15 protein-coding genes are annotated in these 15485 nt (G+C 68.8%); 5 read left to right on the forward strand and 10 right to left on the reverse strand.

The window, feature by feature from the left end:
* Positions 1 to 195 precede the first annotated feature (195 nt).
* From ABD970_RS10085 to ABD970_RS10100, 4 genes are all read left to right on the forward strand, one after another.
* A complete protein-coding gene (locus tag ABD970_RS10085) occupies positions 196 to 1596 on the forward strand; it encodes a DUF4331 domain-containing protein (protein WP_345295333.1) in 1401 nt (466 codons plus the stop codon).
* A 21-nt stretch (positions 1597 to 1617) separates the two neighbouring features.
* Complete coding sequence (locus ABD970_RS10090; RefSeq protein WP_345295334.1) at positions 1618 to 2811, forward strand: tetratricopeptide repeat protein; 1194 nt, start codon at positions 1618 to 1620, stop codon at positions 2809 to 2811.
* Positions 2808 to 3917, forward strand: coding sequence for a HupE/UreJ family protein (locus ABD970_RS10095; RefSeq protein WP_345295335.1), 1110 nt, complete (start codon positions 2808 to 2810; stop codon positions 3915 to 3917). Before ABD970_RS10090 ends, ABD970_RS10095 begins: the two co-directional genes overlap by 4 nt.
* A gap of 81 nt (positions 3918 to 3998) precedes the next feature.
* Complete coding sequence (locus ABD970_RS10100; protein WP_345295336.1) at positions 3999 to 5849, forward strand: DEAD/DEAH box helicase; 1851 nt, start codon at positions 3999 to 4001, stop codon at positions 5847 to 5849.
* A gap of 75 nt (positions 5850 to 5924) precedes the next feature.
* Here the strand turns inward: ABD970_RS10100 and ABD970_RS10105 are convergent, their stop codons facing one another.
* The 4 genes from ABD970_RS10105 to ABD970_RS10120 are packed head-to-tail and all read right to left on the reverse strand — an operon-like array spanning position 5925 to position 8633.
* Positions 5925 to 6389, reverse strand: a complete 465-nt coding sequence (locus ABD970_RS10105) for a hypothetical protein (protein WP_345295337.1) — start codon at positions 6387 to 6389, stop codon at positions 5925 to 5927.
* 46 nt (positions 6390 to 6435) lie between these two features.
* The gene (locus tag ABD970_RS10110) at positions 6436 to 7686 is read right to left on the reverse strand and encodes a threonine synthase (protein WP_345295338.1); all 1251 of its coding nucleotides are present in this window, start codon (positions 7684 to 7686) and stop codon (positions 6436 to 6438) included.
* Between the two features lie 9 nt (positions 7687 to 7695).
* Complete coding sequence (locus tag ABD970_RS10115) at positions 7696 to 7875, reverse strand: hypothetical protein (RefSeq protein ID WP_345295339.1); 180 nt, start codon at positions 7873 to 7875, stop codon at positions 7696 to 7698.
* Positions 7872 to 8633, reverse strand: a complete 762-nt coding sequence (locus ABD970_RS10120; protein ID WP_345295340.1) for a sulfurtransferase — start codon at positions 8631 to 8633, stop codon at positions 7872 to 7874. The genes ABD970_RS10115 and ABD970_RS10120 overlap by 4 nt, the downstream gene beginning before the upstream one ends.
* A 244-nt stretch (positions 8634 to 8877) precedes the next feature.
* On the opposite strand from ABD970_RS10120, the gene ABD970_RS10125 reads away from it, so the two are divergent.
* A complete protein-coding gene (locus ABD970_RS10125) occupies positions 8878 to 10059 on the forward strand; it encodes a BaiN/RdsA family NAD(P)/FAD-dependent oxidoreductase (protein WP_345295341.1) in 1182 nt (393 codons plus the stop codon).
* A 15-nt stretch (positions 10060 to 10074) separates the two neighbouring features.
* On the opposite strand, the gene ABD970_RS10130 is transcribed toward ABD970_RS10125, so the two are convergent.
* From ABD970_RS10130 to ABD970_RS10155, 6 genes are all read right to left on the reverse strand, one after another.
* Entirely contained in the window at positions 10075 to 11307 is a 1233-nt protein-coding gene (locus ABD970_RS10130) for an MFS transporter (RefSeq protein WP_345295342.1), read from the reverse strand.
* A 95-nt stretch (positions 11308 to 11402) separates the two neighbouring features.
* Entirely contained in the window at positions 11403 to 11771 is a 369-nt protein-coding gene (locus ABD970_RS10135) for a DUF6164 family protein (RefSeq protein ID WP_345295343.1), read from the reverse strand.
* Positions 11772 to 11828: 57 nt separating this feature from the next.
* Positions 11829 to 13691, reverse strand: a complete 1863-nt coding sequence (locus ABD970_RS10140; protein ID WP_345295344.1) for a tetratricopeptide repeat-containing diguanylate cyclase — start codon at positions 13689 to 13691, stop codon at positions 11829 to 11831.
* 29 nt (positions 13692 to 13720) lie between these two features.
* Entirely contained in the window at positions 13721 to 14023 is a 303-nt protein-coding gene (locus tag ABD970_RS10145; RefSeq protein ID WP_345295345.1) for a hypothetical protein, read from the reverse strand.
* 16 nt (positions 14024 to 14039) lie between these two features.
* Positions 14040 to 14852: an SAM-dependent methyltransferase gene (locus ABD970_RS10150; protein ID WP_345295346.1), complete on the reverse strand. Its 813-nt coding sequence runs from the start codon at positions 14850 to 14852 to the stop codon at positions 14040 to 14042.
* Between the two features lie 27 nt (positions 14853 to 14879).
* Entirely contained in the window at positions 14880 to 15437 is a 558-nt protein-coding gene (locus ABD970_RS10155; protein WP_345295347.1) for a GNAT family N-acetyltransferase, read from the reverse strand.
* Positions 15438 to 15485: the final 48 nt, after the last annotated feature.

Below are 15485 nucleotides of genomic sequence, written 5' to 3' on the forward strand. Positions count from 1 at the left end.
GCCTCCTTCATGCGTCGTTGACGCGATTCGCCGCGAATTCGAATGCCCTTGCATCCCTATCCCGCGGGCGAGCGTAGATCAATTGAACCGCGCCGGGCCGAGTCCGACGATGTCCGGCCTTTTCGCCGGCACCAACGGCGAATGCGAAGAACAGACCCGAGCGTCCCCTTCACCGCACACCAAGGATACCTTTCCATGAAACCACTTACCCTTTCCGTTGCCGTGGCCGCTGCGACGGCACTGCTCGCCGCCAGCGCCCTGGTCGGCGCATCCAGCCATCGCGAAGCGCCCCTCATCACCAAGGTGCCCAAGGTCGATGGCACCGACTTCTACATGTTCCGGAGCTACGAGAGCGGGCGTGCTGGTTACGTGACGTTCCTGGCGAACTACCAGCCGCTGCAGGATGCCTATGGCGGACCGAACTATTTCCTGCTGGACTCCCACGCCGTGTATGCGATCCATGTGGACAACAACGGCGATGCCTTGCCCGACATCAGCTTCGAGTTCGAATTCAGGAACAAGTTCAAGAACCTGGCCGTGCCGGTGAACGGCGTGGACGTCGCGGTGCCCTTGAGCAACATCGGCTCGTTCTCCACCCCCGCCTCGGCCGGCAGCGGACCGCGGAACGTGGTCGAGTCCTACACGGTGCGCGTTTCCGACGGCGGCGGCAGGAACCGGGGCAAGCTGGCATCCAACCTCAGCAGCCCGGGCGGTGGCCAGAAGACCTTCCTGAAACCATTCGACAACATAGGTGAGAAGTCGATCCCGAATTATGCGCGGTATGCCCAGGCGCATATCCATGACATCGGCTTGCCGGGCTGCGCCGATCGCGGCCGGGTGTTCGTCGGCCAACGAAGGGACGGATTCGCGGTCAACCTCGGCCGGGTCTTCGACCTGATCAACCTCAATCCCGTGGGTGCGCCCGACAGCACCGCAAGCACCATCCAGGACAAGAATGTCACGACCATCGCACTTGAAGTGCCGATCAGCTGCCTCACGAAGGCCGATCCGATCATCGGCGCATGGACGACCGCAGACCTGCCATTCAACGGCACGCGGAAACAGGTCTCACGCCTGTCCGCGCCGCTGGTGAACGAAGTGGTCATCGGCCTGCCCGACAAGGACAAGTTTAACGCTTCCCAGCCGAAGGATGACGGCCAGTTCGCCACCTACGTCACCAACCCGACCCTGCCGGAACTCGTCGAGATCCTCTTTCCCGGGGTCAAGGCACCTAACCGCTTTCCGCGCACGGACCTGGTCGCGGCTTTCCTGACCGGCATCGAAGGCCTCAACAAACCTGCGCGCGTGACGCCGGCCGAAATGATGCGGCTGAACACGTCCATCCCACCCAAGGCTGCGGCAGCACAGAGCAATCTTGGCGTGCTCGGCGGCGACACTGCCGGATTCCCGAACGGGCGCCGCCCGGGCGACGACGTCGTCGACATCGAGCTTCGCGTCGCGATGGGCGTGCTGTTGTCCGAGGCAGATGCGCCTTCCGGCCAGCTGCCGTACAACGACAACGTCACCGTCAAGGCCACGGACTTCCGCAACGCATTCCCGTACCTGAATACCCCGGTCCCGGGGGCAAGGAACTGATCGCCTTAGTTCGCGCCTGACATGAACCTGCTAGACCCGAAAACCGGCGATGCGCAACTGCATCGCCGGTCCTTTTTCCAGCTGCCGGTAACGGGCCTCGTGATCCTGGCCGGCCTGCTGCTGGCCGGCGGTGTGCTGCATGCCCAGCAGGGCCGACCGCGCGCCTGGATCCCGGAATCCGCCGACACCGTGGTGGAACGCCTGCCGCGCGGCTATGCCGCGCTGGTGCCGCGCGGACCCGTCCCCGCATCCGGCGCGCCCCCATCCCTGGACGAAGCGCAACGCCTGTTGGCAACGGCCGCCTCCACCGGCGACGCCAGGCTCGCGGCCCGGGCGGCCAGCCTCCTGGACCGCAGCGGCGACACGGAATCCGTCGATGCCTTGCGCGCACGCGCCTTCAGCGCACAGCACCAACACGACTTCGGCTCCGCCCTTTCGCTCCTGGACCGGGCCGTGGCGCTCGATCCGCGCAATGGAGATGCCCGGCTGGCCCGCGCGCAGATCCAGATGGTCCGCGGCGCGCTGGGGCGGGCACGAACCGATTGCATCGCCCTGGCATTGGGCGTGGATGCCCGCGCGGGAACCCTGTGCGTCGCGGCGATGGCCTTGCGGCGCGGACAGTTCGACGACGCCGCGAGGCTCACCGACCGCTGGCTCGAGCAATCGGGCGACGGCGACCCGCTGCGCCGCCATGCCTACGTCCAGCGCGGCGAGATCGCCGCGCGCTCCGGCGATCCGGCGATCGACCGCTGGTTCCGTCGCGCACTCGACCTGGCGCCGGGGGACGTGCGGACGCTCTCGGCCTATGCGCGCGCGCTGGGCGATGCCGGGCGCCACCGTGACGTGCTCTTGCTGTTGCGCAACGCGCCCGACCATGACGGCCTCGCGCTATTGCAGACGCGGTCGGCGAGCGCCCTAGGGTTGCGGCAGGCGCCGGCGATGCGCGAGCGGCAGGCGCGCCGCTATCGACTGGCGCGCGCGATGGGCAGCGAACCTGAATTGCGGGACGAGGCTGAGTTGATGCTGCTGATGGGACACGACGAGCTTGCCCTGTCGCTGGCACAGCGCAATTTCGAGACGCAGCGTGACCATGAGGACGTGGACATCCTGCTGCGGTCGGCCCGGGCCGTGGCTCGCCCGGACGCCCTGCAACCTGCACGCGACTGGGCAACGGCCCAGGGCCTTGCGCTGGATGCCCCCGGGGACGCGCCGTGAGCCGCTGGCTGCTGACGCTGTTGCTGGTCCTGTTTTCCAGTCCCGCGGCCTGGGCGCACTCCCTTTCCACTGCCCACCTGGACATCACCAGGACGAGCGGCGGCGCCACGCAGGTGGAACTGGATCTCGCGATACTCGACCTTGCGCTGACCTTTCCCGTCGACGCCAATCGCGACGAGCAGGTGACCTGGGGCGAACTCTCGTCGGCGAACGCATCCATCGAAGCCTGGGTGCTGTCGAACCTGGCGCTCTCCGCATCCGGCCGGCCCTGCAGGCTCGCGCCGGAGGGCCTCGCGGTCAGGCGTTACGACGACGGTGCCTACGCCAACCTCCGCTTCGATGCCGATTGCGCACCGGGTTCGGCCCTCGGGATCGACTACGGACTGTTCTTCGACCGCGACCCGCAACATCGCGCGCTGGTGCAGTTCCACGACGTCGACGGCACCGTTTCCACGACGATCCTCCACGCCAGCCAACGCAAGGCCCTGCTCGGTCGCGGCAACGGTCCGGGCACGACTTTCCGGTCGTTCCTGCGCGAGGGGATCCACCACATCCTCATCGGGTACGACCACGTCGCCTTCCTGCTCTCGCTGCTGCTGACCGCGGCCCTGCTGCGGGTCGGTGGCCAGTGGACGCCCGCGCCGCGCTACCGGCAGTCCGCCCTGCACACCCTGGGCATCGTCACGGCATTCACGGTCGCCCACTCGATCACGCTCACGCTCGCGGCACTGGGCCTGGTCACGCCCGCATCCCGCTGGATCGAGGCCACCATCGCCGCCAGCGTCCTGGTCGCGGCCCTGAACAACCTCTGGCCGCTGGTGAGCAAGCGGCTGTGGGCCCTGGGATTCGCATTCGGGCTGATCCATGGTTTCGGGTTCGCAGGCGCGCTCGGGGAACTCGGCTTGCCCGAGGGAGAGCGCCTCACGGCCCTGCTCGCCTTCAACCTCGGCGTGGAGCTCGGGCAACTGTGCATCGTGGCGGTGCTCTTGCCGATCCTGTTCGCCGTCCGCAAGCAGGCCTGGTATCCGCGCATCGCGATGCCCGCGATGTCCCTGGCGATCGCCGCCCTGGCCGGGTTCTGGTTGATGCAGCGGCTGGCCGGCTGACGCCGCGCGGGGCGCCCGCCCCCTCCAGCGCGTAAACTGCATGTTTTCCGCTGCGCCTCACAGGTGCCGACGAGGACAGCCATGGGCGCCGAAACCGATTCACCTGCCAGCTTCCAGGCACTGGGCCTGCCAGCACACCTGCTGGAAGCGCTCGCCGCGGTCGGCTACGAGTCCCCGTCGCCGATCCAGGCCGCCACCATCCCGCCGCTGGTGGCCGGACGCGACGTGCTCGGCCAGGCGCAGACGGGCACCGGCAAGACCGCCGCGTTCGCCCTGCCGGTGCTGGCCACGCTCGATCCGAACCAGAAGGCGCCACAGGCGCTGGTGCTGGCCCCGACCCGCGAACTCGCGATCCAGGTGGCCGAGGCGTTCCAGAAATACGCCGCCCACCTGCCCGGCTTCCATGTACTGCCGATCTACGGCGGCCAGGGCTATGGCCCCCAGCTTTCGGCGCTCAAGCGCGGCGTGCACGTCGTGGTCGGGACGCCGGGACGCGTGATCGACCATCTCCAGCGCGGCTCGCTGGACCTGTCGCAACTGCGCTGCCTGGTGCTGGACGAGGCCGACGAGATGCTGCGCATGGGGTTCATCGACGATGTCGAGGCCGTGCTGCAGAAGACCCCGGAGACACGCCAGGTGGCCTTGTTCTCGGCGACCATGCCGCCCCAGATCCGGCGGATCGCCCAGACCTACCTGAAGGATCCGGTCGAGATCGCGATCAAGTCGCAGACGACGACGGCGAAGAACATCCGCCAGCGCTACTGGATGGTCAGCGGCGTCAACAAGCTCGATGCGCTGACCCGCATCCTGGAGGCCGAGCCCTTCGAGGCCATGCTGGTCTTCGCCCGCACCAAGCTGGGCACCCAGGAACTGGCCGAGAAGCTCGCCGCACGCGGGCTGTCCGCGGCCGCGATCCACGGCGACGTCGAGCAGAAGCAGCGCGAGCGCATGGTGCAGTCGCTCAAGGATGGGCGCATCGACGTGCTGGTTGCCACCGACGTCGCGGCGCGCGGGCTGGACGTGGACCGGATCAGCCACGTGCTCAACTACGACATCCCCTACGACACCGAGAGCTACGTCCATCGCATCGGCCGCACCGGCCGGGCCGGTCGTAGCGGCGAGGCGATCCTGTTCGTCGCCCCGCGCGAGCGCGGCATGCTGCGCGCGATCGAGCGCGCCACGCGGCAGGCGATCGAACCCATGCAGCTCCCCAGCGTCGACGCGGTGAACGACCAGCGCGTCTCGCGGTTCCTGGATCGCATCACCGAGGCACGCGAATCGCCGGAGCTGGGCACGTACCGCGACCTGGTGGAGCGCTACGAACGCGAGCAGAACGTCCCCGCGGTCGAGATCGCGGCCGCACTGGCCCAGCTGGTGCAGGGCGGGACACCGCTCCTGTTGCCCGCGGAACGCCCGCGCCCTCAACCTGCCCGCCCGGAGACTTCGCGCCCGCCGCCGGCGCGGGACGCTCGCCCGCAACCGCCCGGTCGGCGCTCCGGCAACACCGGCGAAGCCCTGTTCGACGAGCGTCCGCCGGCGAAGCCTCGCCAGCCGCACGGCGAGCCGGGCAAGCCCGCGGACGTCGGCATGGAAACCTTCCGGATCGAGGTCGGCCACGCGCACGGCGTCCAGCCCGGCAACATCGTCGGTGCGATCGCCAACGAGGCCGACCTGGAAAGCCGCTACATCGGGCGCATCGACATCCGCGACGAGTACAGCCTCGTCGATCTTCCCGAGGGCATGCCCAAGCCCCTGCTGGAGCACCTCAAGCGCGTCTACGTCTCGGGCAGGCCGTTGAAGATGCGCCGAGCCGACGAGGCCGACGCGGGCGCGCCGAAAGGGCCCGCTCGTCGGCCCGGCGCCCCCATGGCACGCAAGCCGGGTGCAGGCCGCAAGCCGGGACCCCGGCCGGGACCCAAGCGGCCGCGTTGAGCGGGCGAAGCGGCGGGCGGCATTCTTCGGAGGCAGTCCTTGCCCCGGCATTCGACTGTCGGCTGCGGTAAACCGCTACCAGGGATCGACAGGCAAACCCGGTCGCTCGTTGTCCCAGATCGTGCTGAAGATCCACCAGCGACCCTGTTCGTGGCACACCTGAATGCTGTTGGCGCCACGCTTAAGCAGCTCGCCGGACCCGGGCGACGGCCTGGCCTCGTAGCGGCTCCACGCGTGGGCCACTTGCCCGAAACGGCGGACCTGCTGTTCCACTTCGATTTCGTGGAAGTCGTTGGCCGCGAAGAACGGGGAGACGTCCGCGATGTAGGACTCCACGTCGAACACCGCGGCGCGGGTTACGCCATCGGGCCCGACGACGGTGCGCAGGCTCGAGGCACGGGGGTGGTGGAGGTAACGGAAGCGGTCCCAGTCCCGCGCGGCGCCTGCCGGGCCGGAGATGCAGGCATAGACGGCCCGCACCATCCGGCCGATGTCCTGCACGTCCTGCCGCCAGGTGTCCGGGACCTCATGGTCGCTCATCGTGGCATGGCTCCTTCGCGGGGCTTCGATTCCATGGCAAGGCGCGTCACAGCAGGTGGCGCAGTGCAGGCAGGTATTTTTCGAGCGAACCGGTGTTGACCGCCACCACGCGCTCGCCGCGCCTGAGCAAGCCCCGGTCCAGGAGCTGGGGCAAGGCCGCCAGGCAGGCCGCGCCCTCGGGCGAGATCCAGTCGCCGGTTTCGCGCCAGGTCCGGGACAGCTCGGACGCAATGTCGGCCTCGTCGACCGCCACCGCCGCGCCACCGCTGGCGCGCACGATCTGCAGCACCCGGAAATGGCCGACGCCACCGGGCACGTTGAGCCCCGTCGCCAACGTGGCGCCGGCGTCGAGCGGGGTGGTGTCCTCGGCGCCGTCGTCGAAGGCGCGCACCAGCGGTGCGGTCGCGGCACTCTGCACGCACACCATCCGTGGGCGCGCGCTGCCGAGCAGGCCGAGCGCCTCGAGTTCGTCCCAGGCCTTCCACATGCCGAGCACGCCCGTGCCGCCGCCGGTGGGATAGACCACCGCGTCGGGCAGCGTCCAGCGTGTTTCGCCCGGCGCGGGTTCGGCCAGCTCCAGGCCCAGCGATTTCTTGCCGTCGATGCGCCAGCCGGGCTCCTGGAAGGTCGCGACCGAGAACCAGCCGTTCGGGATGTACTTGTCCTTGAGCAAGGCCCCGGACTCGCGAATGGTCGGACCGGCGAGTTCCAGGACCACCCGGCCGGGATGCCGGTGCGCAGCCGCGGCCACGCCGCCGAGGATCGGTAACGGCGTGTCGTCGGGCATCGCAACCACCACCGACAGGCCGCCTGCCAGCGCGTAGCGCACCAGTGAGTCGCCGGCATTGCCTTGCGTCGGCACCGCCAGCCTGGGGATGCCGAGCCTGCGCGCCTGCGCCGCCACCATCGCCATGCCCCGGTCCTTGAAACTCTGGGTGGGGTTGGCGCCGAAACCCGGACGTGCCTTGCCTTCGTCCTTGACCTGCAGGCGCAGGCCCGCCTGCCGGGCCAGCGGATGCGAGCGGTAATCGAGCAACGGCCTATAGCCTTCGCCCAGCGCCACGATGTGCCGGGCATCGTCCGGGTCGTCGATGTCCAGCGCCATCAGCGCGCCGAACCGCCACATGTCGCGGCGGCCCGGGTGGTACCACGCCGCACCGGGCTTCTCGGCGGCAAGGCGTTCGAGGTCGAGCACCATCTGCACGGGCCGCCCGTCCACCGGGTCCAGGTTCATGGGCACGTCGGCCGGATACTCCACGCCAGAGCCGATGCCCCGCAGGCAACGCACGTACGACATCGCGACCTCCTATCCCGGTCCGAGCACGTGGACGACTTCCGCCAGCGGGGGCCAGTCGAACAGTGGCGCCAGCACCCAATACGCCCCCAGTACCACGAGCAACCACATCGCCAGCTTGAGCACGAAACCGACCAGCTTGAATGCCAGATACAGGCCGACGATGACCAGGACGATGCCGATCCAGCTCATGCTGCCGCCCGTGCCTGCCCGGCCTCGGGCGCACCGACGGGACGCAGCTCCGGATCGACCGCGACGCGACCGTCGAAGACGAAGCAGGCGCCGTCGTAGCCGTAGCCGCCAACGGCCTGGAAGTAGCCCAGGATGCCGCCGTCGAGCTGCAGCACATGGTCCATGCCGGACGCCTGCATCCACCTCGCCGCCTTCTCGCAGCGGATGCCGCCGGTGCAGAAGCCCACCACGGTGGCGTCGGACAATGCATCGCGATGCGGCGCCAGCGCTTCGGGCAGCTCGGTGAAGTTGTCGATCGGCAGCCTCAGTGCGCCGCCGAACGTTCCGTGGGCCACTTCCTCCCGGTTGCGCGTGTCCAGCAGCACCAATCGCCTGCCCTCGTCGTCGCAGCCCTTGCCGATCCAGCGCGCCAGGGTCGCGGGTGCGACCGCGGGGGCGCGCGATGCCAGCGGCGAGGCATCCGGCCTGCGGAAGGTGATGATCTCCGGCTTGACCTTCACCTTGAGCCGCCCGAAAGGTTGCGACCGGCACCGGGTCTCGCGGATTTCGATGGCGGCCAGGCGCGGATCCCCGCGCAGCTCCCGCACGAACGCAGCGACGCTTTCATACTCGCCCGCCAGGAACAGGTTGATGCCTTCCGCCGCGACCACGACGCTGCCTTTCAACCCGAGGTCACCAGCCCAAGCGTGGACGCTTGCAGCCAGCGCATCGGGTGGGTGGATCGGCGTGAAGCGATAGGCGGCGATATGGCTGAGCATCGCGGCATTCTACTGGCCGTGACCGGCGCTGCCGACTCCGGGTCCGTTGCGCGTTCGCGCCGGTTGCGCGGCGGAACGGCGAAGCGCGCTGCCCCGGGCGTTATCCTGCGACGATGCCCGCCTCCCCTGCCCTCGTCGCCACCGGCCTAGCGTACCCGCCAATACGACGCCATGTCGCTGTCGCGTGGCGTTGCACATGCAATCGTTTGCTCGTGCCTGACGGCCTGCGGCACCCCGCCCGCTGATGTCCAGCGCCTGCGATGTCCTCGTCATCGGCGCCGGGGCCGCCGGCCTGATGTGCGCGCTGACCGCCGGCCAGCGCGGCCGCCGCGTGGTGGTCCTTGAACGCGCCAACAAGGTCGGCAAGAAGATCCTCATGTCCGGCGGCGGGCGCTGCAATTTCACCAATATCGGCACCACCCCCGCCAACTTCCTTTCGGCCAACCCGCACTTCTGCAAGTCGGCGTTGGCCCGCTATACGCCGTCCGATTTCATCGCGTTGGTCGACCGGCACGGCATCCCTTGGCACGAGAAAGAGCTGGGGCAGCTGTTCTGCGACCGGTCGTCGAAGGACATCGTGCGCATGCTGCTGGACGAATGCGAGGCCGCGGGGGTCCACGTCGTCACCGAATGCGAGGCCGCGTCCGTGGCGCGCGGCAGCGATGGCTTCCTGGTCCGCGCATCGACAGGCGACTTCGACTGCGCGTCGCTGGTGGTGGCCAGCGGCGGCCTCTCCATCCCCAGCCTGGGAGGCAGTGGCCTGGGCTACCAGCTCGCGCGCCAGTTCGGCCATGACGTGCTGCCGACCCGCGCGGGGCTGGTGCCGCTGACCCTGAGCGGGCGCCATGCCGAGCGACTGTGCGACCTCAGCGGCGTCGCGCTGCCGGTGGAGGCGTCCTGCAACGGCCAATCGTTCCGCAACGCCATGCTGGTCACCCACCGCGGGCTCAGCGGACCCGCGATCCTCCAGATCTCCTCGTACTGGCAACCGGGCGATGCGCTGCGGCTCGACCTCCTGCCTGGCCTCGACGTTGCAGCCCACCTGCGCGCGCAGCGCAGTGAACGGCCCGCCGCGGAACTCAGGACCGTGCTGGCGGACTTGATGCCACGCCGATTCGCACACCGCCTGTGCGAGGAGTGGCTCGGCAACCGTCCGATGCGCGAACTCGGCGATCGTGCGTTGCGGGAGATCGCGTCCGCCCTCGGGCAGTGGCCGGTCATCGCCAGCGGCACCGAGGGCTACCGCACCGCCGAGGTGACGCTGGGCGGCGTCGATACCGATGGCCTGTCGTCGACGACGATGATGTCGCGGCACGTCCCCGGCCTGTACTTCATCGGCGAGGTGGTCGACGTCACCGGCTGGCTGGGCGGCTACAACTTCCAGTGGGCCTGGGCCTCGGGCCGGGCCGCGGGCGAGGTCGCCTGACCCGGCGCCCGGCGCCTAGCGCGCCTGGTCGCGGGGGATCGCCAGCAGCGCGACCAGCGTCAGGATGCCCGCGACCACCAGGTAGCCTCCGACCGAAGCAAGCCCGTACCGGCCCGCCAACCAGGTGGCGATGTAGGGCGCGAGGGACGCGCCCAGGATGCCGGACAGGTTGAACGCCAGCGACGCACCCGTGTACCGCACCGCAGCGGGGAATTGCTCGGCGAGCAGGGTGCCCAACGGGCCGTAGGTGATCCCCATCAAGCCCAGGCCGACGACCAGGAACAGCAGCGTCCCGGCCATGTCTCCCGCCACGAACAATGGCGCGAAGAACACGCCGAACGCGATGATCAGGACGGTCGCGATGATCATCGTCCGCCGCCGGCCAGTGCGGTCCGCGTGGACCGCGGCCAGCGGGATCGTCGCCGCGAAGCACAGCACGGCCACCATCTGCAGCCACAGGAACTGCTCGCGCGTGTATCCCAGCGCCGACGTGCCCCAGCTCAGCGCGAACACCGTCATCAGGTAGAACAACACGAACGTGGCGAGCGACGCGAACGTGCTGGCCAGCAGCGCCCGCGGATGCGAAAGCAACACCGTGGCCATCGGCAGGCGCACCCGGGAGCGCGCGGCCAGCACCTGCCGGAACGCGGGCGTTTCCTCGATGCTCAGGCGCACCCAGAGCCCGACCGCGACCAGCACCGCACTGGCCAGGAACGGCACCCGCCATCCCCAGGAGAAGAAGCTGTCGTCGCTCATCGCGGCGGTGAGCAGCAGGAACGTTCCCGTCGCCAGGAAGAACCCGATCGGCGCACCGAGCTGCGGGAACATGCCGTACCAGGCGCGCTTGCCGGGCGGTGCGTGCTCGGTGGCCAGCAGCACCGCCCCGCCCCACTCGCCACCCAGCCCCAGGCCCTGGCCGAGCCGGCACAACGCCAGCAGCAATGGCGCCATGACCCCGATCTGCGCATAAGTCGGCAACAGGCCGATCAGCACGGTCGAAATGCCCATCGTCAACAAAGCCGCGACCAGGGTCGCCTTGCGGCCGATGCGGTCCCCGAAGTGCCCGAACAACGCCGACCCTACCGGCCGCGCGAAGAAGGCCAAGGCAAAGGTCGCAAGGGACTGCAGCGTCGCCGAAGTCGGATCACCGGCCGGAAAGAACAGCACCGGGAACACCAGCACCGCCGCGGTTGCATAGATGTAGAAATCGAAGAACTCGATCGTGGTGCCGATCAGGCTGGCGAACAATACCCGGCGCTTCGTCGCTGCCCCTGCCGGAGAATCGTCCGGAGTGGGGGAAAGGTCTGCGCCATGCACGGCTGACCGGGACTCCGGCCCAACGCTCATCGGCGCATCAGGTAGTACGGCAGCAAGGCCATCAAGCCGAGCAGGACCACGATGGCCAGCGCGGTCAGCGCCACCCGCAACGGCTCCCGGCGGGCGATGTCGCCGAAGGTCTCGGCGGTCCCGTCGCGTCGCGCGGCGTCGTGAGCTTCCCGCGCGGCGTCGCGGCGCCTTGCCTGGTACTCGGCCATCAGCCGCTTGGCCTGGGGAATGTCCGCGTCATGCTTCACCCAGATGCCGCCAAAGGAAATCCCCCAGCGGCTGGGCTCGATCTCGTAATACTCGATCCGGTGGTCGTCCAGGAAGCCGCGCACGTCGTCGGCTTCGTCTTCCGGGACCATTCGCAGGTTCAACAGTAGCTTCGACATGGGGCGATCATAGCCTCACCGGGAAGGGGCTTGCGGTGGCCGCGCCGCTCGCATGGATCAGGCCCCGCCCGCGCGCCCGGTGAGGTCGCCGCGGGAAGGGAAGTCGGATGGCCGCGTCTCCGCTGCTTCCGGATCCTCGGTTGCGGGCTCGCCTGCGGGTGGCCGGTCGATGGGGGGCGCCAGCGGCGCGAACTCCTCGAATGCCACCACCTGGTTGCGACCACCGCGCTTGGCGCGGTACAGCGCGCGGTCGGCATGGGACAGCAACCGGGTCAGGTCGTACCCCGAGATGCGCGTGGTGGTGATGCCGAAGCTGGCGGTGACGCGGAACCGGTGGCCGCTCTCCGTGGTATCGATCCCCGCGATCCACACCCGGCAATCGTCCGCCAGGCGCAACGCCGAGCGCAGGTTGTGCCCGGCCAGGAGCACCGCGAATTCCTCGCCTCCCAGGCGCCCGAAGCAATCCACTTGCCGGCAGACCGGGCGGCAGGTCTCGACCACCTTGCGCAGGACCCAGTCGCCCGCTGCGTGCCCGTACTGGTCATTGATCGCCTTGAAGTGGTCGAGGTCGAACATGATCAGCGCCGCGTCTTCCCCTGCCGCGGCGCTCTGGGCGAGGGTCGCTTCCGACTGCCGCGTGAAGTGGTGCCGGTTGCTCGCACCGGTCAGCGCGTCCGTCTCCGCCATCCGCCGCAGGGACATTTGCACCCGTTTCGTCCGAACGGCCCAGAGCACCACGAACGCCACCACCAGGAAGAGCATCAGCATCCCGAGGCGGCTGTTCTGCACGGACTGCTGCTGCACGCGCTGCTGCAGCTGGAGCAGCGCATTCTGCTGGTTCAACAAGGCGATCTGCTGTTCCTGCTGCAACGACTGGTGGCGGACGACCTGGTAGGCCATTTCTCGCGACTTGACGTCGTTGAAATACGCCTTGTCCGCCACTGAAAACTGCCGATAACGCTGCAGGGCCGTCCGGAGGTCGCCGTTCCGGTCGGCAATCTCGTAGAGCGTCCGGTACGCGGAGACAAGGGACTGCGCACTGTCCAGGGTCGCGCTGTGCGCGATCGCCGCCTCGGCGTGGCGTTCGGCCGCGGAAGCATCGCCACGGGCCAGGCGGTATTCGGCCAGCAGGGCATGGTAGTCCCCGATCAGCCGCGGATAGCCGGTCGCCTCGACCTCCTGCAGGTCGCGTTCCAGGGTGTCGATCGCCTTGGCGACCTTACCCTCGGCGAACAGGCTTCGGGCCAGGTAGGTCCTGGAAAATCCGACAAGGATCGGCTCGCCCACCGAGCGGCATTGCGTGATCGCGGCCTGGAGGGAGGCCTCGTCCGGCGCCTCCCCGAGTCCCTGCATCGATTCGAGTTTCAGGTTCCCGGCGATGCACCGGTTCCTGCGGCTGGGCGTTTCAGCCAGGATGCGGTTGGCGTGGTCCAGGCCCAGGCCGAATTCACCGACCTGGTTGTAAAGGATGCCCGCCGCTGCGTAGCCGTGGTGGCGCGTGTCGGTATCGGTGACCTCGCCACTGAGCGGGAGGATGACATTAAGCGTCTTCAGCCCACGCTCGAACTGTCGGGTGATGGCGTACGTATTCGCCAGCATGGCGCCGGCGCGGTACTGGGTGTCCACGCTGCCTGCCGCGGCCATGACCGCCTGCAGTTCCCGGATGGCGGTCGCATAGTCGCCCCGCAGGATGAGCGGGTAGACGTGCAGGAGCCGGAGCTTCGTTTTTTGCGCGGCTGTCGCGGCCCCCGCGGTCCTGTCGAGTTCGTCGAGGGCTTGCGCGAACCCGGCAGCATCCGCTGTGCGCAGGGCGTCGGCCCGCTTCAGCCTTGCCTCGAAACCCGGGTCCGCGTGCGTCGGCGCCGCGGCGATGCACAGCAGCACCGACAGCACCGCGGCCCGGCAGGTCCCCGCGTCCATGGCCCTCCTCCTGCTACATCGCGCCCGGCTCAGTCCGGTCGATCGGCCTGGTCCGGCGCGTCTTCGGTGCTGTCGGGCTGCTCGCCGTCGTCGTCGGACTTGTCCGGCGCGTCCTCGGTTTCGCCGCCATCGGGCGTTGCGATCATGCACAACATCGCCGGGCGGCCGTCGAGCAGGCGCGACAGCGCCCCGGCATCGCGTCCGGCAAGGGCTTGCTCCTGCGCAGGTTCAAGCTCGAGTGCGGCGAGCGCCTCGGCATATCCGGCATCGTGCAAGCCGGAGGCAGCCGGGCTCGCGCCCAGCGTTTCGAGAAACTGGATGGCATCGGACATTGTCGGCTCCCCTTCTTCAGTGTTGGTCGGAAACGGTGTGCGCTTGGGTCCCGTCGAGCTGGGCAATCCGGGCGAGCATGGCCTCGTCGCGTTGCAGGGGTCGCGCCGGGGGAATCACGAGGGTGGTCTGCAGGCTGAGGTCGGCATCGATCAGTTGCGCCAACGGCATGACTTCGGTACGCGGCTGGTTGATCGGGAGCGTAGCAGCTTCATAAAGCGTAATGGAGTGCTGCGCCGGATAGTCCTCGCCAAGCCGATCCAGCAGCAGGGAACGGTAGGGTCTTCCGGTGCTGAACCGCCTGACGCTGCGGTCGCCCGCAACGCCGACCTGCCAGAGCACCAGGTAGGCCGAGGGATCGACCAGCCGTCTGTAGAACATGAACTGGCTGGCTTCGTAATGCTGGCAGCCGACGCTGCCCGGGTCGATGCCAAGGTCGGCATACAGGCAATCTTCGGCCGAGATTCCGGGCTCCATGGTCGCGGTGAAGCCCTCCTCGCGCGCCTTGGCGATGGCGATGTGCGGCACGCGGGCGAAGACCCCGGGATGTCCGTAGAACGCACCGCACACCCGCCGACCGCCGCGGACCTCGGCGAGCATGGCGTCGACCATTTCACCGTAGGTCTCGTGCCGGGGCTTGCCCTCTCTGTAATACGGCTGGAGGCTGCGCACGTCGGCATGCATCCGCTGCACCCACAGTTCCACCAGCGGGTCCGAGAGCGCGGCGAAGACCACGTCGGCCTGCTCGATGCTGGCCCGCGCGCGCGGCCCCAGGTGCGCGCCAAGCATCATCCCCGTACCGACGCAAACCAGGCTACCCGGTCCGTGCATTCCAATCCCCTCTTGCGACGCGGCAATCTAGCTTCCCGCGCCGCTGCTTGCAAAACCAACGCGGCGACGCCTGCCGTCGAACCATTCCTCCCGGCCCATCGACCAGCGCACCTCACCCGCCGCGCTGCCAGGTTCACGCTGGAAGCCCAGGGCTTCCATCAGGCGGACGACGACGCGGTTCTCGTCGCGATGCCGGGTCCATAGCCGCTCCAGCGGGAAGCTGGCGAAGGCATGCTCGGCCAGGACCGCCAGCGCCATGGAGGCGTGGCCCCTGCCTTGCACCGAGGGCTCGAGGAGGATGCCCATCTCGGCCGATCCGGACCGGTTTCGGTCGAACCTCAGGGCAAGCAGACCGCAACCCCTTGTCGAGGAGTCTTCGCAGGCGATCCAGTAACGCACGAGGGGCGGCGTCGCGGCATCCTGGGACAACGCGAGGCCGAAGGCCTTGCGCGCAGCCTCCGGCGGCAGTGGCGCGCCGATGTGCGCCATGACACGCGGATCGGAGTAGAGCCGGCAGTAAAGGTCTTCATCGCTTCGGGCCATTGGCCGTAGCGACACCCCGCGCACGGTCGGGGCGGACGTCATTGCTTCATCACCCCGTGCACCGCGAGCGCCATGCGTACCTGCCTCACA

The organism is Luteimonas vadosa (assembly GCF_039543545.1).
GTDB classification, from domain to species: Bacteria; Pseudomonadota; Gammaproteobacteria; order Xanthomonadales; family Xanthomonadaceae; genus Luteimonas; species Luteimonas vadosa.

Bases quoted from the DNA above. Each gene is read 5' to 3' on its own strand.
- ABD970_RS10120 (WP_345295340.1), bottom strand. From the start codon at position 8,633: ATGCTCAGCCATATCGCCGCCTATCGCTTCACGCCGATCCACCCACCC.
- ABD970_RS10085 (WP_345295333.1), top strand. From the start codon at position 196: ATGAAACCACTTACCCTTTCCGTTGCCGTGGCCGCTGCGACGGCACTG.
- ABD970_RS10110 (WP_345295338.1), bottom strand. From the start codon at position 7,686: ATGTCGTACGTGCGTTGCCTGCGGGGCATCGGCTCTGGCGTGGAGTAT.
- ABD970_RS10090 (WP_345295334.1), top strand. From the start codon at position 1,618: ATGAACCTGCTAGACCCGAAAACCGGCGATGCGCAACTGCATCGCCGG.
- ABD970_RS10150 (WP_345295346.1), bottom strand. From the start codon at position 14,852: ATGCACGGACCGGGTAGCCTGGTTTGCGTCGGTACGGGGATGATGCTT.
- ABD970_RS10105 (WP_345295337.1), bottom strand. From the start codon at position 6,389: ATGAGCGACCATGAGGTCCCGGACACCTGGCGGCAGGACGTGCAGGAC.
- ABD970_RS10145 (WP_345295345.1), bottom strand. From the start codon at position 14,023: ATGTCCGATGCCATCCAGTTTCTCGAAACGCTGGGCGCGAGCCCGGCT.
- ABD970_RS10140 (WP_345295344.1), bottom strand. From the start codon at position 13,691: ATGGACGCGGGGACCTGCCGGGCCGCGGTGCTGTCGGTGCTGCTGTGC.
- ABD970_RS10115 (WP_345295339.1), bottom strand. From the start codon at position 7,875: ATGAGCTGGATCGGCATCGTCCTGGTCATCGTCGGCCTGTATCTGGCA.
- ABD970_RS10100 (WP_345295336.1), top strand. From the start codon at position 3,999: ATGGGCGCCGAAACCGATTCACCTGCCAGCTTCCAGGCACTGGGCCTG.
- ABD970_RS10135 (WP_345295343.1), bottom strand. From the start codon at position 11,771: ATGTCGAAGCTACTGTTGAACCTGCGAATGGTCCCGGAAGACGAAGCC.
- ABD970_RS10125 (WP_345295341.1), top strand. From the start codon at position 8,878: ATGTCCAGCGCCTGCGATGTCCTCGTCATCGGCGCCGGGGCCGCCGGC.
- ABD970_RS10155 (WP_345295347.1), bottom strand. From the start codon at position 15,437: ATGACGTCCGCCCCGACCGTGCGCGGGGTGTCGCTACGGCCAATGGCC.